General features: G+C 40.9%; 17 protein-coding genes and 1 tRNA gene. 8 read left to right on the top strand and 10 right to left on the bottom strand.

Annotated features, from left to right (window positions below):
- The first annotated feature begins 504 nt into the window (after window positions 1-504).
- On the top strand, window positions 505-1,017 hold the full coding sequence (locus tag CVS91_RS08620) for a chemotaxis protein (RefSeq protein WP_103569982.1): 513 nt from the start codon (window positions 505-507) through the stop codon (window positions 1,015-1,017).
- On the opposite strand, the gene CVS91_RS08615 is transcribed toward CVS91_RS08620, so the two are convergent.
- The 5 genes from CVS91_RS08615 to CVS91_RS08595 form a co-directional block, all read right to left on the bottom strand.
- Window positions 1,014-2,588, bottom strand: a complete 1,575-nt coding sequence (locus tag CVS91_RS08615) for a Na+/H+ antiporter (protein ID WP_103569983.1) — start codon at window positions 2,586-2,588, stop codon at window positions 1,014-1,016. The genes CVS91_RS08620 and CVS91_RS08615 overlap by 4 nt on opposite strands.
- Before the next feature lie 30 nt (window positions 2,589-2,618).
- A tRNA-Ser gene (locus CVS91_RS08610) sits at window positions 2,619-2,706 on the bottom strand.
- Window positions 2,707-2,749: 43 nt separating this feature from the next.
- The gene (locus CVS91_RS08605) at window positions 2,750-3,232 is read right to left on the bottom strand and encodes a GNAT family N-acetyltransferase (protein WP_107831607.1); all 483 of its coding nucleotides are present in this window, start codon (window positions 3,230-3,232) and stop codon (window positions 2,750-2,752) included.
- A 2-nt stretch (window positions 3,233-3,234) separates the two neighbouring features.
- Entirely contained in the window at window positions 3,235-4,038 is an 804-nt protein-coding gene (locus CVS91_RS08600; RefSeq protein WP_107831605.1) for a M48 family metallopeptidase, read from the bottom strand.
- A gap of 707 nt (window positions 4,039-4,745) precedes the next feature.
- Window positions 4,746-5,714 (bottom strand): putative transporter, encoded by a 969-nt coding sequence (locus CVS91_RS08595; RefSeq protein ID WP_107831603.1) that lies wholly within the window; start codon window positions 5,712-5,714, stop codon window positions 4,746-4,748.
- Between the two features lie 109 nt (window positions 5,715-5,823).
- Between CVS91_RS08595 and CVS91_RS08590 the strand changes: the two genes are divergently transcribed.
- On the top strand, window positions 5,824-6,270 hold the full coding sequence (locus CVS91_RS08590; RefSeq protein WP_107831601.1) for a DUF411 domain-containing protein: 447 nt from the start codon (window positions 5,824-5,826) through the stop codon (window positions 6,268-6,270).
- Between the two features lie 39 nt (window positions 6,271-6,309).
- On the opposite strand, the gene CVS91_RS08585 is transcribed toward CVS91_RS08590, so the two are convergent.
- Complete coding sequence (locus tag CVS91_RS08585) at window positions 6,310-7,623, bottom strand: sodium-dependent transporter (protein ID WP_107831599.1); 1,314 nt, start codon at window positions 7,621-7,623, stop codon at window positions 6,310-6,312.
- Window positions 7,624-7,793: 170 nt separating this feature from the next.
- On the opposite strand from CVS91_RS08585, the gene CVS91_RS08580 reads away from it, so the two are divergent.
- A complete protein-coding gene (locus CVS91_RS08580) occupies window positions 7,794-9,134 on the top strand; it encodes a hemolysin family protein (protein ID WP_107831597.1) in 1,341 nt (446 codons plus the stop codon).
- Between the two features lie 462 nt (window positions 9,135-9,596).
- Here the strand turns inward: CVS91_RS08580 and CVS91_RS08575 are convergent, their stop codons facing one another.
- The 3 genes from CVS91_RS08575 to CVS91_RS08565 are packed head-to-tail and all read right to left on the bottom strand — an operon-like array spanning window position 9,597 to window position 11,717.
- Entirely contained in the window at window positions 9,597-10,244 is a 648-nt protein-coding gene (locus CVS91_RS08575; protein ID WP_107831595.1) for a sugar transporter, read from the bottom strand.
- Between the two features lie 9 nt (window positions 10,245-10,253).
- The gene (locus CVS91_RS08570) at window positions 10,254-11,144 is read right to left on the bottom strand and encodes a DUF3137 domain-containing protein (RefSeq protein WP_107831593.1); all 891 of its coding nucleotides are present in this window, start codon (window positions 11,142-11,144) and stop codon (window positions 10,254-10,256) included.
- Window positions 11,145-11,153: 9 nt separating this feature from the next.
- The gene (locus CVS91_RS08565) at window positions 11,154-11,717 is read right to left on the bottom strand and encodes a LemA family protein (protein ID WP_103580958.1); all 564 of its coding nucleotides are present in this window, start codon (window positions 11,715-11,717) and stop codon (window positions 11,154-11,156) included.
- Between the two features lie 158 nt (window positions 11,718-11,875).
- On the opposite strand from CVS91_RS08565, the gene CVS91_RS08560 reads away from it, so the two are divergent.
- The 3 genes from CVS91_RS08560 to CVS91_RS08550 are packed head-to-tail and all read left to right on the top strand — an operon-like array spanning window position 11,876 to window position 13,873.
- The gene (locus CVS91_RS08560; protein ID WP_009295312.1) at window positions 11,876-12,721 is read left to right on the top strand and encodes a fumarate hydratase; all 846 of its coding nucleotides are present in this window, start codon (window positions 11,876-11,878) and stop codon (window positions 12,719-12,721) included.
- Window positions 12,722-12,730: 9 nt separating this feature from the next.
- Window positions 12,731-13,291, top strand: a complete 561-nt coding sequence (locus CVS91_RS08555; protein WP_002942950.1) for a Fe-S-containing hydro-lyase — start codon at window positions 12,731-12,733, stop codon at window positions 13,289-13,291.
- Window positions 13,292-13,333: 42 nt separating this feature from the next.
- Entirely contained in the window at window positions 13,334-13,873 is a 540-nt protein-coding gene (locus CVS91_RS08550; protein ID WP_107831591.1) for an L-cystine-binding protein TcyA, read from the top strand.
- Here the strand turns inward: CVS91_RS08550 and CVS91_RS08545 are convergent.
- Window positions 13,851-14,324, bottom strand: coding sequence for a cysteine permease (locus CVS91_RS08545; protein ID WP_107831589.1), 474 nt, complete (start codon window positions 14,322-14,324; stop codon window positions 13,851-13,853). The genes CVS91_RS08550 and CVS91_RS08545 overlap by 23 nt on opposite strands.
- 94 nt (window positions 14,325-14,418) lie before the next feature.
- Here CVS91_RS08545 and CVS91_RS08540 point away from each other — a divergent pair, with 94 nt between their 5' ends.
- Window positions 14,419-14,796, top strand: a complete 378-nt coding sequence (locus CVS91_RS08540; protein ID WP_035142338.1) for a RidA family protein — start codon at window positions 14,419-14,421, stop codon at window positions 14,794-14,796.
- Between the two features lie 82 nt (window positions 14,797-14,878).
- The gene (locus CVS91_RS08535; protein ID WP_159071411.1) at window positions 14,879-19,321 is read left to right on the top strand and encodes a retention module-containing protein; all 4,443 of its coding nucleotides are present in this window, start codon (window positions 14,879-14,881) and stop codon (window positions 19,319-19,321) included.
- Window positions 19,322-19,575: the final 254 nt, after the last annotated feature.

Below are 19,575 nucleotides of genomic sequence, written 5' to 3'. Positions count from 1 at the left end.
CGCACTGCATGCGTTTTGATTAGAAAATTCTGACAAATTTTAAAATCTTACTCACCCGCCTTAGCATGCTACTAAATTTAGAGCCGTGATATACTCGCTTGTAAATTTTAAAATTTGATAAAACTTTTGAATAAGCCACGTTTAATAGTAATAAAAATGAAATTTCAAATGTGATTTTTGCTTTCACACAAAGCATATATTTTTACCATTTTAAAAGAGAAATTTCTTTATAAAATGCCTAAATATCGTGATTTACTTTAGTATTATGCAGAATTTCTTTTTTATTAACTAAAAATTTCATTAAAATTTATATTTAAATAATAACATTTCATCGTCCTAAACGGGCCCTCCTTTTTGTAGCGGTTAAGACTTTGCTTCCCCCTTTTCTGGCTTTTCCGCTTACACAAAGAGGAGTTGTTTCTTTTAAATATACAAAGTCTTATTTTATACCATTCATTTTTTGCATAGTAGGTGTATAATTTCAAAAAAAATAAGGAATTTGCATTGCTTAAAGTAGAAGTGATATATAAATTTTGTCTTGTTTGCGCTCTTGCTTGTGGTATCTGCCTGCTTGCATTTACTGGGCTAAATTTCGCCATGGGTGATTATAGTGAGTGGATGATGAGCACGCACAAATTTGCAGGAGCTTTGATCGTTTGTGCCGTGATCTTGCACCTTTTTAACCGCAGAAGAAAGCTAGTAAAGCTCATAAATGAGATAATCGACGTCACTACACACCGCAAAAATCCAACGATCTGCAACATGGACCGCATCATCGCTTCGCTTGAGCCTTACACTATCAGTGAAATTTCACGCATGCTTGGCTTTGATGAGGCCGAGTTTTGCAAGAGCTTGCGCGAAAATGATGTTAAATTTAATGACGCTAGCCAGACTTTACGCCAGATCGCGAGGCTAAACGATGAGAAGATATTTTTCGTGCTAGTTCTCATCGTCGAAGCCAAATTTGGCAAGAGATTTTGCGGTGCGGTAAGTTGCAATGTCGCAAGAAAATTTTAGTACTCGCTATGCTCCTGCCACCTTCGCTCCTCAAGGTCGATGTGATACAAAAAGATCCTGATGATCTCTTCGTCGATTTTTGGGTCTTTGTTTAGCTCACGAAGCGCCTTTCTTTGTTCCTCTAAAATTTCAAAATACCTCTGTTTTGTCTCGTCACTGATCTCAAAATTTTCGCTCTCAAGCTCGAAATTCCAAACCTCCTCAAGCTTTTGAAATAAAAAATGCTCATCGCCCACAAATTTCTCCTTTTTAAATTTAAGCGAAGCCTGCGCAAGTGCCTTTTTGATCTTGATCCTTGCAAGTTCATTTGGCATGTGGTCGTTAAAGTCTGGAAATTTCACGCTTTTGATGAGCAGTGGCAAGCTTAGCCCCTGAACTACGAGCGTTAGCAAGATCACGACAAAGGTGATAAACAAGATGAGATCTCTATGCGGAAACGGCTCGCTACCAGCCATGGCGGGGATAGAGAGTGCCGTAGCTAGCGAGACTACGCCCCTCATGCCCGCCCAACCGACGATAAATGGTGTGGCTTTGCCAGGGTTGCGATCATCCGCCACGCTGATAAAGCGCTTCATAAATATCGTGATATAAACGGCTCCGTATGATGCCAAAAGCCTAATGACGATGAGCACGGCAGTCACCAAAACGCCGTAAGATAGTGCCTCAAGCAGCGAGACACCGCTACGCTTTAGCCCTGCTAAAATTTCAGGCAGATCAAGGCCGATCATGGTAAAGGCAAGGCCGTTTAGCAAGAAAATAAGGTTGTACCAAACGGGGAAAGCGTGGATCCTTGTTGAAGCGGTTAAAATTTCGTTTCGTTTTGTCGAGAGGTAAAGTCCGCCGCAAACTACCGCCAAAACGCCGCTCGCGCCAAGCTCCTCAGCTAAAATATACATAACATAAGGCGTCGTGATCGTCATGATCGTATCGCTGTTCTCATCGGTTGGCAAGGTCTTATGCAAAAAGTAGGCTACTAATGCCACCACAAGACCGACCAAAACACCGCCAGCCACCATCCAGACAAAGCTTGCAGCCGCCTTGTACCAGATAAACTGCCCAGTAGTCACTGCCACTGCGGCAAAGCGAAAGATGATGAGCGATGATGCGTCATTTAAAAGGCTCTCGCCTTCTAAAATAGCGCTGATCCTGCGCGGTGCTTTGACAAATTTAAAGATCGCAGCCGTACTCACCGCATCTGGTGGTGAGACGATGGCGCCAAGCATGAAGCCAAGGGCGAGCGAGAAGCCAGGGATCACTAAATTTGCTATCACGGCAATAGCTGCTGCGCTTATGAAAACGACGATAAATGCAAAACTTCCAATCACTCGGCGCCATTTATAGAGCTCTTTTATCGAGTTTGCCCATGCGGCCTCGTAAAGAAGCGGCGGTAAAAATATGATGAAAATAAGCTCTGGATCGATCCTGATGGTGGGTAAATTTGGCACAAAGCTAATGGCAAGACCGCCCAAAACTAAAAGCACCGGATAGGCTACTTTTAGGCTGTTTGAGATCATCACTAAAGCGATAATGATAGCTAGTAAAGCCAAAAATAGTAGTAAGTGTTCAATCATCTTTTTCCTTTAAATTTTCTTTTAAATTTATGGCGGGCAGAGAGAGATTCGAACTCTCGGTGAGTTGCCCCACACACGCGTTCCAGGCGTGCTCCTTAAACCGCTCGGACATCTACCCAAAAAGAAGGTGATTATATCTTCATTTGCTTAATGCTTGGCTTTTAGAGCTTTAGCCCCAAGATAACAACATCTTTATACTCGCCATCCATCAGGCAAACGCCCGGCAGTTCGCCCCATTTTTCAAAGCCAAATTTCAAAAATAGCTCAAGGCTTGCTTCGTTTTTGCTAAAGATTAGCGCGATAATATTTTTTAAATTTAGCTCTCTAGCTTCATTTAAGCTGTGGGCTAAAAGCTGCTTGCCGATGCCCTTTTTAAGGGCTTTTTTAGCAACATAGATGCTTATCTCTACGCTTATATCGTAAGCGATCTTGGGACTAAAGTCGCTTAGTGAGCAGTAGCCTAAAATTTCATAATTTTCTTTGTAGATAAAGATAGGGCGCGAGCCGCCGTGGGCGTTAAACCAAGGCTCTCGCTCCTTTGTGCTAACTGGGCGCATATCCGCAGTCGCACTTCTTTCTAAGATGTATTCGTTATAAATTTGCGTGATCGATTCAAGGTCGCTTAAATTTGCTCGCTCGATCAAACCTAGCCTTTTTTTGCCGCCTGATAGACTGGCTCGAGTTTGGCCGCGACCTCTTTTAGGTCTTTTATCCTGCTCTCGTTTGATGGGTGAGTGCTTAGAATTTCAGGTATTTTTCCCATATTTGTCTTGCTCATCTTGACCCAGACTTCGACCGCCTCTTTTGGATCGTATCCAGCTCTTGCCATTAGCTCAGTGCCGATGCGATCGGCTTCGGTCTCATGCGAGCGAGAAAATGGCAGTGAGATGGTGTATTGGCTGGCTAAATTTAGAGCGCTTGCGCCAAGGTCGCCAAGTCCGGTGGCTGTTGCGACTGCGAAGATGCCGATGTTTTTGAGTTGGTCGGTGCTCGCTTGCTCCCTGCTGTGCTCTCTAAGCGCGTGGGCGATCTCGTGACCCATGACCGCTGCTAGCTGCGCATCTGTCAAATTTAACTTTTTAATAATACCGCTATAAACGACGATCCTGCCCCCTGGCATGCACCAAGCATTTAGCGTATCTTCGTTGATGACATTTACTTGCCACTTCCATTTTAAGGCATCATCTCTAAAAACGCCAGTTTGCGCGATCAGCCTTTTTGCGATATCTTGAACCCTTTTTGTGAGGATCGGATCGACGTTTAGCTCGCCCTTACTTCTAGCAGCTGTGAGTGTCTTGACGTAGGCTTGAGCCGAGCTTTGCTCCATCGCTTCAGAAGATACTAGCATGAACTGCTTGCGATCTGCGCCTACGACGCCTGACTTTGTGACGCTCGTGCAGCCTGTGATAAGCATGCTAGCTGTTAATAACGTAAGTAAAATTTTTTTCATTTTCATCCTTTTTGGATTAAAATTTGGCGTATTATAGCCTGAGTTGGATATGCATTGTTAAACGAGGGGTGAAATTTAAATTTTGCGATTTCAAAAATAGAAATTTACTATTTTTGTAAATTTTAAAATCTCATTCACTCGCAAGAATTGACTACTAAAATTACTCGCTCATGAAATTTTAAAATTTATCGTATTTTTTAACCGCATGCAGTGCTTTAGCACTATCGCATGCCACCGCTAACGTTGTCGGGGTTAGGGGATTGTTAAGGGGGAAGGGAGCGACTTCGTAATTCAAGCCTCTTCCCCCTTAACAAAGAAGCAAACATTTAAATTTGATTAGATTGCTTTACAAATTTTAAAATCTCATTCACTCGCAAGAATTGACTACTAAAATTTGACTTCGCTTAACGCTTAGTTCAAATTTTAGAGCCGAAATTACTCGCTCATGAAATTTTAAAATTTGCCTGACACTTATATGAATTGACGAAGCAAATTTACAAATTTTAAAACTTTACTCACTCGCCTTAGCAGACTACTAAATTTAGGTCTCGTAGCCACTCGCCACTAAATTTAGAGCCGTGATATGCTCGCTTGTAAATTTTAAAATTTGCCTAACACTTGCCTGACAATAAAGCGCATGTTGTGTGCTGCTTGATTTATGTCCACATAAATTCAAAATTTAGATGCTATATCCTAAATTTAACCACCTACGCTTTATAGTCTATATTTCTCTCAAATTCTCTCAAACGCTTATTGACCGATCTTAGCTCCGTTATCGTCGTCCAGTTATCGATAAAGACGCTAAAGCTCTCTCTGACCTGCGAGAAGGCATTGCTAGCTTGGATCAAAACGCCAAGCGTGATGACGCCGCTAAATAGGCCATTGCCCATGATGATGTAAGGCACGATGACTAAAATTTGCGAAAACGAGATGAGCCAGAGATTAAAGTAGCCGTAGTGCAAAAAGAGCTTGTAGTAGTTTAGCTTCACCCCTGTAAAAAGCTCTAGCATGACGTTTGGCTGGCAAAATTTGAGCTTATCATCCTCGCCATAAACTAGCTCTTTTCTAAACGCCGCCTCCGCTTTTTGGTTGTTATACTCAAGGTGTGGCAGCTTTATGCCCACAAACCACGATACGATAAGGCCTCCGACGCTAATTAGCAGTGCGATATAAACTAGCGAGCCCTCGATGTCCTTGATGAAAGGCAGGCTCACGCTTTTACTTAGCTCCCAAAGCACTGGTATAAAGGCAATCAGCGTCATAAATGCCTTTAAAACCTGCACGCCAAGGCTCTCCATGATCTTGGCAAAGCGGTAGACGTCCTCTTGGATACGCTGCGAGCTACCCTCGATGTCGTTTTGGCAGTTTCTCCAAAATTTGAGGTATTTAAAGGTCATCGCCTCCCTCCAGCGAAAGACCCAGTGGCTCGCAAAGAACGATATCACCGTGCTAGCTACTACGTAAGGCATAACAAGCTTTATGAAATTTAATATCTCGCGCCAAAGCTCACCTACATTGTGATCCTTTGAGTTTTGCACGATGTCGTAGAAATTTTTATACCACTCGTTGATGCGGACGTTTAGGTGCGTTTGATAGACAAGCAGCAAGATGATAAATAGCGCTCCGCCGTAAGCCCAAAGCGCCCATTTTTTGTCTTTGAAAAATGATGAAAACATAAAGTGCCTTTTGTAAATTTTGGCAATTATAGCAGGCAAGGTTTAAGCATTTATATAAAATTTAAACCCAAACTATATCATTTTGCAAATTTTAACGTAAAGGAAAATGATGAAGAAATTTGCATTTTTAGCTCTTAGCCTTTGTGCGACCTTAGCACTTGGGGCCGATATGAAGGTCTATAAAAGCCCAACTTGTGGTTGTTGTGGCAACTGGGCGAGTGCTATGCAAAAGGCTGGCTTTAGCGAAGAGACCATAAAAGTAGATGATATGGTCAAGGTTAAAAAAGAATTTCACGTGCCACTAGAGCTTTCAAGCTGCCACACAGCTATCGTTGATGGCTACGTCATCGAGGGTCACGTGCCAGCTGATGAGGTCAAGCGCCTGTTGGAGCTTAAACCAAAAGATGCCGTTGGTATCGCAGTGCCTGGCATGCCGATGGAGAGTCAGGGCATGGAGCAAGGCGGCAAAGCCGAGCAATACGACGTCATACTCTTTAAAAAAGATGGCTCACAAGAGGTCTTTGCTACTTACATCGGCTCTAAAAAGCTAAAATAACTTCAAATTTAGACTTAGCTCGTCTTTTGATGGGCTAAGTTAAAAAGAAATTCCCTTGCTAATAGCGATGATGCAGAGTAAAAAGGCTATTGGCACATAGATAAATTTACCTACAAAATACCAAAATGAGCCGTAAGTTTTATTTGCTCCTGAATTTACCTCGTCTAAAATTTCTTCTTTTTTAATGATCCAAAACCAAGATATTGCGCCGATGACTGCGCCGATTGGGATAATGTAGATAGAGACAAAGTCCATCCAAGGCCCCCAGCTACTAATAGGCTCCATAAACGCTCCAGCCCCAAAACAAACCACACAAAGCAGCGCAAGCACCCAAAATCTGCTAAGGCGCGGGAATTTATGCATAAGCGACTCAGCCACGACCTCAAACATATTTTGTAGCGATGTGATACCGCCAAAGATGACTGCGGTAAATAGTATGATCGCAAAAATTTGACCGCCGATCATATTTTGTAAAATTTTAGGAAGCGTTACGAAAAGTAGCTTTGGACCCTCAGCTGGGTCCATAGCATAGGCAAAGACTGCTGGAATCATGACAAGCGCTGCAACAAGGGCTGCAAGCGTGTCAAAAAATGCCGTAGTTTTGGCACTTTCTACGATGTCCTCATCCTTTGAAAGATATGCTCCATAAACTATCATGCCAGAACCAGTGATAGAGAGCGAGAAAAAGGCTTGACCCATCGCTGTGACCCAGACCATCGGATCTTCAAGCTTGCTAAAATCAGGGATAAAAAGAAATTTATACCCCTCAAATGCGTTTGGAAGCATCGCGACATTTATAGCCAAAATGGCAAATAGCACGAAAAATAGCGGCATCATTATTTTATTAGTCTTTTCGATGCTTTTTGCTCCAAAAAATAGCGTAAGAAGCGTGCCAACGATGACTATGAAGTGATATGGCAGGACCGAGTACTCATGAAGCGCAAAAGAGTTAAACCAAACATTTGTATCAACGCTCATAAATGAGCCAGTAAGCGCCTGAGTAAGGGCTTTTAGCACGTAAGCGATGATGACAGCGTAGCCGATGGCTATGCAAAGTGAGCCAGCAAGTGGGAGCCAGCCGACGATACTGCCGATGACACCTAAATTTCTACTTTGCCAAGCAAATTTATATGATCCTAGCGTGCCAGTCTTTGCGCGTCTGCCGATCGCATACTCAGCGCTTAGTCCAACGTAAGAAAAAAGTGCTACAAAAAAGATGTAGATGAGTAAAAACGCTCCACCACCATTTGTGCCAAGCTTGTAAGGAAAGCCCCAAACATTTGCCATACCAACGGCTGAACCAACTGAGGCTAGTATAAACGCCCAGCGTGATGAAAAATTCTTTTTGCTCATTGTAAAATCCATAAATTTAGTGATAAAAATAATGTTATCAAAATATGATTTAAGAACTTTTTATAAATCTTAAATTTAAGAAATGTTGTTACTTTTGGGCGCGGCTAATTTGACCGCTAAATATAAATTCGCTATAATCAGCCAAAATTTTTAACTCTTAAGGATCATAATTGTACCCCAGTAGCGATAACTCGCTTTTAATGGTAATACTTGCCATTATATTCATTTTACTAAACGCATTTTTTGTTTTGTCGGAATTTTCCCTTGTTAAGGTTCGCAAGTCTAGACTTGAAGAGCTTATCAAAGAGAAAAAGCCAAACGCCCAGCTTGCCTTTGAGATGTCAAACAAGCTTGATACCTATCTTAGCGCCACTCAGCTTGGCATCACGCTAAGCTCGCTCGCCCTTGGTTGGATCGGTGAGCCAGCAGTCGCAAGGCTCATAGAAGCCCCACTTAAAAATGTTTTTAATCTTAGCGATATCTTAGTTCATACAGTCGGCTTTGCGATTGCATTTACGCTTATCACGCTACTTCACGTCGTTATGGGCGAGCTTGTGCCAAAGTCAGTCGCCATAGCCAAATCAGAATCAGCAGTGCTTAAAATCGCTCGTCCGCTTCACTTTTTCTGGATACTGTTTTCGCCTATCATAAAGCTTTTTGACATCCTAGCTACATTTGGACTTAAAATTTTAGGTATCCAGCCAGCAAAAGAGAATGAGCTAGCGCACTCTGAAGAGGAGATCAAGATCATCGTTGGCGAGAGCTTAAAGGGCGGCGTGCTTGATAGCTTTGAGACTGAGATTATCAAAAATGCAGTTGATTTTAGTGACACGGTCGCAAAAGAGGTTATGACGCCAAGACGCGACATGATCTGTATAAACAAACAAAAAAGCTTTGAAGAGAATTTACAAGTCGTTTTTGAGTCAAAATATACTCGCTATCCTTATATAGACGGCTCAAAAGATATCATTTTAGGCATGATACACATTAGAGATATCTTGCAGCTGCACTTTAGTGAGGAAAAAGAGAAGAGTTTTGACGCGATCGTGCGTAAATTTGTCATCGTGCCTGAGAGCCTTTCTATCTCAAAGGTGCTTGTGATGATGAACAAGGAGCAAATTTCAGCTGCACTTGTCGTTGATGAGTATGGCGGCACGGCTGGACTTCTTACGATGGAAGATATCATGGAAGAGGTGCTTGGCGACTTTAACGACGAGCACGACGAGGTCGATCAACACTACAAAAAGATAAATGAAAACATCTATGAATTCCAAGGCAGATACGATCTGGAGAGCGTTGAGGAGCTTCTTGGCATAAGCTTTGATGAAGAGACCGATCAAGTCACGATCGGCGGATATGTCTTTAACCTTATCGGTCGTTTGCCAGTAGTCGGGGATAAGATCGAGGATGAAAACTGCTACTATGAGGTGAGAAAGATGGATGGAGCTAGCATCTCACGCGTAAAAGTTAGAAAAAAGATAAAAGAAGAAGAGGAGCCTGCTCAGGCTTAGTTTATAAATTTAATGGCTTTTTGGCCATTAAATTTAACCTCACAAATCATAAAAAATAGGGCAAATTTAAGTGGCATTGCGCTTTTTAAAACTCTAAGCCATCAAATTTAGCTTTTAAAACCACAAAATTCAAAGCGGCACTACCTTTTTAAATAGCTCTCTAAAACGTTACCATCGCTTTTTTCGTAAATTTGGTTATAAATTTTTAAAATGGCTTGCGAGTTTTAAATTTAACATCTGCTTGCAAAAGTAGCCAAGACTGATCTTGTTTGTGATATTTAAATTTACTAAAGTTAATTAACCTTGACTGGAGATGTGTCACGAAATTTCATCATAAATTTCTCTATCGCGCTCAACTAGGCTGCAACAAGAGAGCTAAATTTCTTTTGTTAAATTTTTAAAGCGCTTCTTAATAGCTCTTTTGTAGCCAAATTTGCTTATCTATTTTTATGTGTAAATTTATCATTTATAAAAGCGTGCTAGATCTTTGCCGTGCTTTAATGCTAGCTCGTAGTACGGCGTGTCTGGGTTCTCTCCTATCATCTCATAGAGCTTTTTACGAAGCTCTGGTAAAAGGCGAAGATCGCTATAGTCTATCCTCTCTTTATACGCTGGCAAACCTTGTAAGAGCAGGGCATTTGAGTAGTTTATGCCGCCAGTTTTGCTGCCAGTAATGTTAAATTCATTCTCATATTGCGCGCGAGTTAAGCCAGTTGGTATGCTAAGCTCTCCCCGTTGTAGGCAAATTTTATCATTGCTACTGACGATATATTCTGGAAATTCTAGCTCTTTGTAGTTGATATCTTCGTGATCATAATACACCCACTTTATGCCGTCTTCATTTTTGCGGTTGAAACTACTTTTGTAAATGAAGCTACCCGGGATTATAAATTCACGGCTTTTTAGCACTGGCGTATCTGCTATATCTTTATAAACAGCAACCAAGTAGCAGTCACTAAAAAAATCAAGCGGCCAAAGAAGGCCCTCATTCGCTCGCTTTATAAAACGGTTCATGATATCGGCTAATATCTTGCCAAAGAAAAATTTCTTGTAGTAATCATTATAGACGTAAAATATGTCGCCTTCTTTGAGCTTTGTCTTATCTGGCATTTTATAAATTTAGCTCTTCCAGATGTTTTTATTTAGCTCCAGATCACGCATGATCTGTGAAAAGTCACTGATACTTGAGATGTAGTTTTGCACGCTCTCGTTGCTGTTTATCGGCTTTTTAAGATCAGGCTCAAAGCTGTCCTTTCTAAGATCGATCGCGATGAAAATTTCATTTTTTAAAAACACTGCCGAAAGCGGGGCGTTAAATTTGGTTCTTAGAGTGGTTAAATTTTCCATCAGCTTTGGCGTTAGAGCGTATCTAGCAGCGATCTGATCGGTCGCATAGGTCTTAAAAAGCTCATTAAATTTAGGATTATCCATCACAGCTTGCTCACCCTCGCTTCTTAGATCAGATGTTCGCTTTTTATCGCAGACGTAGATCGTGGCGTTTAGCTCTTTTTTAAACTCAGCCTTTAACAAAATTCCTTGAAATTTCACTGTTGTAGTGGTGCGTTTTTCACCTTTTACTTCTTTTGCCGCATAAAAATCACAAAGCTTAAACTGCGTGTTATCGATCTGTCCGTAGATCATATCCTCTGCGTAGTGTCTATTTACATCAGCGTCGTAAATTTTTAAAAAATCATCCAAACTTAGCCCGCCATTTGCGCTGAAATTTAGGCCATAGTTTTTTACGATGACGCCAACTACTTTTTGTTTAAATTTTGCTACAAGCTCGTTTTTTAGCCCATTTATCGTCTTGCCAAGATAAAAAACTCCGCCTATTAGCAAAAAGAAAAATAAATTTCCAAGGTGCAGTGACGCCAAAAAACCACTTATAACTATGATGCCAAGAAAGCCATAAACGATCATTTTAAAGGCTTTTTGCCCCATAGCAAGACGCTCTTTTTCAAGCTCGTCAAGGTCGCTTAGATCGATGCCCTTTAGTTCGTCTGCTTGCATTTTTATGCCTTATTTTTTGAAAAGATCACCGACGTTTGGAGCAGCTGCTTCATTTTCAGGGATATCGAAAAACACATCTTTGTGAAAGCCAAACATTGAAGCTACGATGTTTGAAGGAAACATCTGTGTGGCGTTGTTGTAAATTTCAACAGCTGAGTTGTAAGCGCGTCTGGCAGCTGAAATTTGCTCTTCAACCTCGTTTAGTGTGCTTTGGATGTGAAGTAAATTTTGATTTGCTTTTAGATCAGGGTAGTTTTCTACGCTCACTCTTAGGCCATTTAGTAAGCCTGAAATTTTGTTATTTAGCTCAAATTTCTCCTCATTTGTAGAGGCGCTTCTAGCACTTTCTCTAAGGGCAGTGATGTTTTCTAGTAGGCCTTTTTCATGCACCATGTACTCTTTTGCAGTAGCTACTAAATTTGGTATGAGGTCATATCTTCTTTTTAGCTGTGCGTCGATGCCAGCCTCCACGCTTTTTACTTGGTTTTGCTTTGCAACAAGCGAGTTGTAAAGGCTGATGAAAAAGACAAAAATGACTGCGATAACAAGTATCACGATGACTAACGAATTCATAACTTTTCCTTTGAAATTTAAGTTTGTTGTAGTTTATCCAAAGTTGCTTAAGAGTATTTAAACACCGAGGTTGGGCAATTAAATTTAATATTATAATTTAATCTTAAATTTTACATATAATTTATATAATTAAAAATTGTTTTTTACGAGGAGGATAAATGAGAACGGTAAACGTAAAAGATATAAAAGAGACTGTTGCAAAGCTTTGCAAACAAGCCTGTTACGTCGTTACGCCAGATCTAAAGGCTGCTTTTACAAAAGCACAAACCACTGAGAGCTCATCTCTAGGTAAGGATATCTTGGGCAAAATTTTGCAAAATGCCAAGCTAGCAGAAGAGGGTGTTGCGCCTATTTGCCAAGATACAGGCATGACGGTTGTCTTTGTCGAGATCGGTCAAGATGTGCATATAGAAGGCGGATATATCGAAGATGCGATCAACGAAGGCGTTGCAAAAGGCTACACTGAGGGCTATCTTAGAAAATCAGTCGTCGCTGAGCCCCTTTTTGAAAGAAAAAATACCACAAACAACACTCCAGCAGTCATCCATACTAGGATCGTCCCAGGCGATAAGCTAAAGATAAAAGTCGCTCCAAAGGGTTTTGGCAGTGAAAACAAATCAATACTAAAAATGCTTGTGCCAGCTGATGGCATAGAGGGCGTTAAAAAGGTATTTTTAGAGGCTGTAAAATATGCTGGACCAAACGCTTGCCCTCCTATGACAATAGGCGTTGGCATAGGCGGCACTATGGATAAAGCTGCACTTCTAGCTAAACAAGCTGCAGTTCGTCCAGTAGATAGCAAAAATGCCGATGCTAGATATGCAAAACTTGAAGATGAGCTTCTTGAGCTTGCTAGCAAAACAGGCGTCGGACCTCAAGGGCTTGGTGGCGATACAACTGCCATAAAAGTAAATGTTGAGTGGTATCCAACTCACATCGCAGGCCTACCAGTAGCCATAAATATCAACTGCCACGCTGCACGCCACGCAGACGCCGAGCTTTAAGGAGATAACATGTCAGAAGTAAAAAGAATAACAGCACCATTTGATAAAGAGGTGGTAAAAAGCCTAAAAGCAGGCGACAATGTCCTAATCTCAGGCACTATCATCGCTGCTCGTGACGCCGCTCACAAGGCACTAACAGAGGCTCTAGCACGTGGCGAGAAGCTACCAGTTGAGCTAAAAGGCGAGACTATCTACTACGTCGGACCAACACCAGCTAAACCAAACCAAGCTATCGGCGCAGCAGGTCCAACAACAAGCGGCAGAATGGACAAATACACACCAACTATGATAAACGAAGTTGGCATAAATGGCATGATCGGCAAGGGCTACCGAAACGACGCCGTAGTTGATGCGATGAAAAAATCATGCTGTGTTTATATGGTCGCTATCGGTGGCATCGGAGCGGTCATTAGCCAAAGTATCAAAAAATATGAAGTCTTGGCATATCCAGAGCTAGGACCAGAGGCAGTCGCAAGGCTCACAGTAGAGGACTTTCCAGCGATAGTCGCTATCGACTGCGAGGGCAATAACTTCTACGAAGTTGGCCAAGCACCTTACAAAAAAATCTAAATTTGATCCGCTAGCTTTGGGGCTAGCGGAATTTCTTCTAAAATGAAAACTTTTTACAACGATCAAGCAAAGCCACTACTTAAATTTTTTACCAAAACCAAAAGCGAGCTAGTAAATTTAAAACTAAAGCAAATTTTAAACGAGGGCTTTATCTCAAAACCACAAGGGATATTTTTAAAAGCTGCCATAAGAAAAAGGCAGAAATTTGAGCAAAACAAGACGCAAAATGAGTGGTCGATAAATGAGATAGTAGTTTTTGAAAGCGAGTATGAAAGCTGCGAGGAGTACTTTAGCGACGTGGGCTCGTTTGTAGTGAGACTGGCTGATAAATTTAGAGCAAGTGGCATTAGCGAGGAGATAGTGCTTGCTGTTTCGTTTCAAGCACTGCAGTTTGTCACGCTGGGTAGCAAGGAGTTTAAATTTATATACGAGGACTACGATGAGAGCACAAACTCCGCTCACATTAAAATTTACGCCAAAAGAGAAAACGACGAAATTTTACTATATAAAGATAGGATAGGGGGCTACAAAACCGAGGCGCTAATCGTTTACGAGGTGGCTAGTAGTAGCCAAGACACATAGTCTCAGTCAGTTTTATGCGCTTTTCAAAGGGCGCTGGCGAGAAAAATTTGCACTTTTCGATGTAAATTCTATACGAGTAGCTAAGCTTAAAATCATCATAAAATTTCTTTAAATTTAAAAATTTGATACCGCAAATTTCATGAAATTCAAAAAACTCAAAAATTTTCGAGCCATTTTTCGCCACGAGGTGCGAGGGGGCGAGTGAGGTAAATGAGCAAAATACGCCAGTTGGCACGAGGCCATTTAAGGGCGTGCAAGCTTGCAAAGCGCTTGCAAATTTCTCTGGGACGCTCTTTTTTCTAATAAAAACGATGCGCGAGTTTTCAAATTTAGCGCTGATCGCATTTTTCCAAAAAAGATAGGCATTTGATGAGATGCCGGCATTTTTGGCAAGCTGCGCGCTAAGCACGTAGTCATCTAAAAATTCGTTTGGTGCAAGGGTTATTTGCATCTTTGTCCTTTTGAAATTTTGCTCATTATAGCCTTTGGTGCCTAAAAATTTAGAAATTTATAGTAGGATTTTGCCAAATTTCAAAGGAGAAGATATGAAAAAACAAATTTCAACAAAAAACGCCCCACAAGCGATCGGACCATATTCTCAGGCGATTAGCGCGAATGGATTTTTATTTATCTCAGGTCAGCTTGGCGTCACACCAGCGGGTGAGTTTGCAGGTAGTAGTGTAGAGGCTCAGGCCGAGCAGTCACTTACAAATTTACAAAACATTTTGGCTGAGGCTGGACTTAGTTTTGATAATGTCGTAAAGACTACGATATTTTTAGCTGATATGGCTGACTTTGCCAAAGTAAATGTCACATATGCTAAATTTTTCAAAGAGCCATATCCAGCCAGAAGCACGGTAGCTGTGAAGACTTTGCCAAAAGATGCACTTGTAGAAATTGAGGTTATCGCAGTTTGCAAATAAACATTGTACTTAGGTACAATTTACAACAATTATATTTTTACTTATAATAATGCAAATAAATCTAAAGGATGAAAGGACTTTTATGGCAACTCAAGTAGGAGTAATCAAACAAATTTCGGGCTTAGTGGTGGCTGTAGATCAAAATGGTGTTAGCCGCGTTTTAAAAGTTGGCGATGCTTTATATCTTGGAGAGGTTATAAAAACATCTTCAGCAGCTTCTAAAGCCGTAGTTTCAATGGATAATGGCAAAGATGTCACTATTTTGGGTGATGAGTCATTAAAACTTGACGAAAATACAATCGCAGGACAAAATTCAAATACGGTAGCCGATGTTAGCGACTTGCAAAAAGCGTTACTTGATGGAAAAGACTTAACAAAATTAGAAGAAACTGCCGCTGGTGGTAATGCAGCCGCAGCTGGTGGCGGAGATGGTGTTAGCCTTGGAGCAGCGTCATTTGATGAGGGTGGTCACTACTCAAATATCAGTGAAAATTTCCGCTCTTTAGGCGATCTAAACAGTGCAACAGGCGCTGAGAGGATAGGTGGCGTAAGCGGTGGAGCATCAGGTGGCATTGCAGGAACTGGAGCAGATATAGATACTACTCCAGCAAAAGATCCAACAATCAATCCAATTGATAACGATGACACTACTGTATCTGGTAAAGTTCCTAATGCTGAGCCAAACACTACTGTAACTGTTAAATTCCCTGATGGAAGCACAGCTACTACAACAGTAGATAACAATGGTAACTGGACTGTTCCAACTCCAGGTAATAACCCACTTACTCCAGGCTCTACTGTAACAGCAACAGCAGAAGATAATGGTGGCTCAAGTAACCCAGTAAATTCTAATCCAACAACTGACGTTACTCCAGCAAAAGATCCAACAATCAATCCAATTGATAACGATGACACTACTGTATCTGGTAAAGTTCCTAATGCTGAGCCAAACACTACTGTAACTGTTAAATTCCCTGATGGAAGCACAGCTACTACAACAGTAGATAACAATGGTAACTGGACTGTTCCAACTCCAGGTAATAACCCACTTACTCCAGGCTCTACTGTAACAGCAACAGCAGAAGATAATGGTGGCTCAAGTAACCCAGTAAATTCTAATCCAACAACTGACGTAGTGCCGCCTCATGCTGAGCTTACTCCAAACCCTGATGGCACAGTTAGCGTTGTCTCACATGATGGTGATGCGTCTAAAGTCGAAATTTCATACACTGACAATAACGGCAACTCACAAACCATCACTGTGATCAAAAACCCAAGTGCTGGGTGGGTCGTAGATAGCACTCCTGGTAAGACAACAGCACCTGCAACTGACTTTACACTTGATCCACACAGTGGTAAAGTCGTAGTTAGTGATAATGCTACAAAAGATGGCACATCTATAACTGCAAAAGTGACTGATAATGCTGGTAACTCAAGCGAAGATAGTGCTACTACACCAGACAAGATTAGTATCAAATTTAATGATGACACTACACCTGATGGCATCATTACAAGAGCTGAGAACTATGCTGATGAAGGCACAAAAGCCACTGCAACTATCGGCATACCAAACCTTGCAAAAGATGGTAGCAAGATAAAAATTTCAGGCACTGGTATAAATGATGGTGAATTTACAGTTCATAAAGATGCTAGCGGCAACGTCATAAGTGTTACTGACAGTAATAACAAAAACGTATTTGACGGCAATAACGGCTTTACTATCGCGTATAAATATACAGCTGGTGGAAGCAATGTCAATATCACAGCACAGCTTGATAACACAGCTCTTAAGACAACAGGAAGCGTTAAATTTGAAAATGTCAAAATGGCTGACGTTGAATTTGTAGAGCTTGATAGCCATGGTAATGTTCTAAGTGATAAGAAAACTACGAACACTGATACTGTCAAAGGCTATAATAGAGCTGAAGCTGCACTTGATGGCGACATCAACCACACCACAGCACGTATCTCACTACCTGATAATGTCCAAGATGGCGACATTGTTACTGTAAGATATGGTTTTGGACCTAATGCTGCATCTTTGGCTGCAACAGGTGGCACAGATACAACTGCGTATAAGTATTTCTTAGTTCATAAAGCAGCTGATGGCTCTATGACAGTTGATCAGATCACTTCAGCTACTGATAAGACAGTTATCAAGTCAGGTCTTACATCTACAAACGGCGCTGGAGAGAAATTTGGTATAGATATCCATGATATGCCAACAGCTGTCATTTATAAAACTACATCACGTGGTATAGAAGTAAGCATAAAAGGCGAAGATGATGCAAGTGTAAGTATGAACCCTAGATGGACAAATAGGGGCAGGGTTGAACCAGAAGTTGTTTTTGTGGAAGGTAATAAAACATACACTAACAGTCAAGTTGGCGATGGTGCAAATCCAAACAGTGGTGGCATGAAACTAGCAGAAGCTATGAGAGATGGCGATATAGATCATACAACCGCACGTGTAGTTATAAAAAATGGCATAGTCGATGGCGATAAGATAACAGTATCGATAACTGACTTTAACAAAATTTATGCAGACACTGGCGTAAAAGTATATCCAAGCAACAACCCAGCTCCGACAGAAGTTAAGACATTTATCGCACATAAAGCAGCTGATGGCACAGTGACATTTGACGAGGTTGATGCGAGTGGTCACGTCATACATGCAGGCATCCCATCAGTAAATAACAATGCCATAGATATACCTGGCATAGGCATGATGAGTAGATCTAGCGATAAATTCGTTCATGCTACTGAGGTCACAGCAAAAGTCTCTGATACTCCTGATAATGAACTACTTAATGGTAATGAAAATGTATCTAGCACTAGCTATGTATTCCTTGAAAACATCAGTAATGTGCAAGAACCTACTATCACAACCATATATGATGATTTTGGTAGCACAACAGGAGATGTATCAAAAAATGGCAAGACTGACGACAAAACTCCAGAGTTGAAAGGCAAGGCAGAGAAATTTGCTACAGTTGAAATTTTTGATGGCACACACTCTTTAGGCACAACTAAGGCTGACAAAGATGGTAACTGGAATTTCACTCCTAAAACTCCACTAAATGACGGTGAGCATAATTTTACAGCCAAAACAATCATCGGTGGAGTTAGCAGCAACGCAAGTGATGGATATGCGATAACTATCGATAACACCATAGGAACTATAGAGGCTAGATTTGTCGAAGATAGAAATGATGATCATAGACTGACTTTAAAAGAAAACAAGACTGATGGTAATGTAAAAGCTACTATACTTCAGTTAAAAGTGAGCGGCAGCTTTGAAGATGGCGATAAGATCACTTTACATCTAGACGATCCTTCTAAGGGCAGTGGCGATATAGTCTTGAAAAAAGTAGGTAATAGTGCAGTTGTCGAAAGCGCTAGCGAGTCACTTAAAGGAATGGCTCCAATAGGCGCGGCAGCTCCTATCCAAACTTCTAGTAACGGTAGTAAGATTATTGACATAAATGGCATAGGCATGAAAAAGGGCAGTTGGACAGTAGCTAAAGCACATATTACTGACGAAGCAGGTAATAAATCAAATGAAGCTAAAGATTACTTTATGTATGAAGGAGCTCAACATGCACCAACAATAAATGCCTCAACCATCTATGGGGAGAAAGTTCTTGTAGGGGTATTGCCTGGTCAATTTGGAAAACTTCAAGCATCTGATCTTCAACATGATAAGATAGACACAAATCCTGATAGAGATTTTGATATCAACGTAAATGTCATTACTCGTAACTCTACAGTCACTTTAGGTGATGGAGATGATCATGTAACCATTACAAAAACTGGTAGTGGTGGCTATGGTTGGTTAAACGATCGTTCAACATTGAATTTAGGTAATGGCGACAATACATTGGATGTTGCAACAAATATCGATAAAGCAACTGTTACAGCGGGAAATGGCGATGATGTGGTAACTGTTGGTGAATGGCAAAAAGGTGGTCAGGGCTGGATAACAAAAGGTTCTAATATAGATTTAGGCGATGGTAACGATACACTAACAGTTGGAACAAACATAGAAGGTAGCACTGTAAAAACTGGAAGTGGAAACGACACCATCAAAGTTGGTAACTATATCCATCACTCTACTATAGAGCTAGGTGCTGGTGATGACACGTTGATGATAACAAAGCCAGACATAACAGGTAGTAATATAGATGGTGGCGCTGGCTACGATAAACTAGCTATCACCAGCCCAGGCACAAATGTAGATCTAAGCAATATCGCAGGCGCAGACAAAGCACATAACTTTGAAGAGCTTGACATCTCTAACAAGGGTCAAAATACTACTTTAAATGTCAAACTATCTGATGTAATAAATTTAACAGATAATGACAATATACTTAAGATCACAGCTGATTCTGGTGACAAAGTAGCATTTAAAGATGGTGGATGGCAAAAAGGTGCCTCAGCTGATGGCTATACTACATACACAAATGATACTACAGGAACAACTGTTACCGTCGAGATCAAAGACGAAGTAACACAACCTATGTAATCATAGATGTAAATTTGCTGCTAAATGGCAGTGCTAAATTAAAATGGAGAGCAAGGAAGCTCTCCAAATTTCTATCTCAAAAATAAAATTTAAATTTATAAAACATTTTTACGATCTTTCAACTTCTTTTAAGCATCCCTCATATATAATTCCAGCTCACGAAACGAGAAACCACCTTTAACTTCACCGTTAATAAAGCCTTTTTCTTATCGTTGTTCTTTTAACTTACAATTGTTAAACTATTAGTCAATCTT

The sequence above is a fragment of the Campylobacter concisus genome, from assembly GCF_003048985.1.
In the GTDB taxonomy this organism is placed as follows: Bacteria; Campylobacterota; Campylobacteria; order Campylobacterales; family Campylobacteraceae; genus Campylobacter_A; species Campylobacter_A concisus_AY.
The sequence above is the reverse complement of the archived record's forward strand: the minus strand, read 5'-3'. Positions and strand labels throughout refer to the sequence as shown.

What these genes read in the sequence shown, in the direction of transcription:
- CVS91_RS08615 (WP_103569983.1), bottom strand. Translation starts at nt 2,588, where the DNA reads ATGATTGAACACTTACTACTATTTTTGGCTTTACTAGCTATCATTATC.
- CVS91_RS08600 (WP_107831605.1), bottom strand. Translation starts at nt 4,038, where the DNA reads ATGAAAAAAATTTTACTTACGTTATTAACAGCTAGCATGCTTATCACA.
- CVS91_RS08595 (WP_107831603.1), bottom strand. Translation starts at nt 5,714, where the DNA reads ATGTTTTCATCATTTTTCAAAGACAAAAAATGGGCGCTTTGGGCTTAC.
- CVS91_RS08590 (WP_107831601.1), top strand. Translation starts at nt 5,824, where the DNA reads ATGAAGAAATTTGCATTTTTAGCTCTTAGCCTTTGTGCGACCTTAGCA.
- CVS91_RS08585 (WP_107831599.1), bottom strand. Translation starts at nt 7,623, where the DNA reads ATGAGCAAAAAGAATTTTTCATCACGCTGGGCGTTTATACTAGCCTCA.
- CVS91_RS08575 (WP_107831595.1), bottom strand. Translation starts at nt 10,244, where the DNA reads ATGCCAGATAAGACAAAGCTCAAAGAAGGCGACATATTTTACGTCTAT.
- CVS91_RS08570 (WP_107831593.1), bottom strand. Translation starts at nt 11,144, where the DNA reads ATGCAAGCAGACGAACTAAAGGGCATCGATCTAAGCGACCTTGACGAG.
- CVS91_RS08565 (WP_103580958.1), bottom strand. Translation starts at nt 11,717, where the DNA reads ATGAATTCGTTAGTCATCGTGATACTTGTTATCGCAGTCATTTTTGTC.
- CVS91_RS08560 (WP_009295312.1), top strand. Translation starts at nt 11,876, where the DNA reads ATGAGAACGGTAAACGTAAAAGATATAAAAGAGACTGTTGCAAAGCTT.
- CVS91_RS08555 (WP_002942950.1), top strand. Translation starts at nt 12,731, where the DNA reads ATGTCAGAAGTAAAAAGAATAACAGCACCATTTGATAAAGAGGTGGTA.
- CVS91_RS08550 (WP_107831591.1), top strand. Translation starts at nt 13,334, where the DNA reads ATGAAAACTTTTTACAACGATCAAGCAAAGCCACTACTTAAATTTTTT.
- CVS91_RS08545 (WP_107831589.1), bottom strand. Translation starts at nt 14,324, where the DNA reads ATGCAAATAACCCTTGCACCAAACGAATTTTTAGATGACTACGTGCTT.
- CVS91_RS08540 (WP_035142338.1), top strand. Translation starts at nt 14,419, where the DNA reads ATGAAAAAACAAATTTCAACAAAAAACGCCCCACAAGCGATCGGACCA.
- CVS91_RS08535 (WP_159071411.1), top strand. Translation starts at nt 14,879, where the DNA reads ATGGCAACTCAAGTAGGAGTAATCAAACAAATTTCGGGCTTAGTGGTG.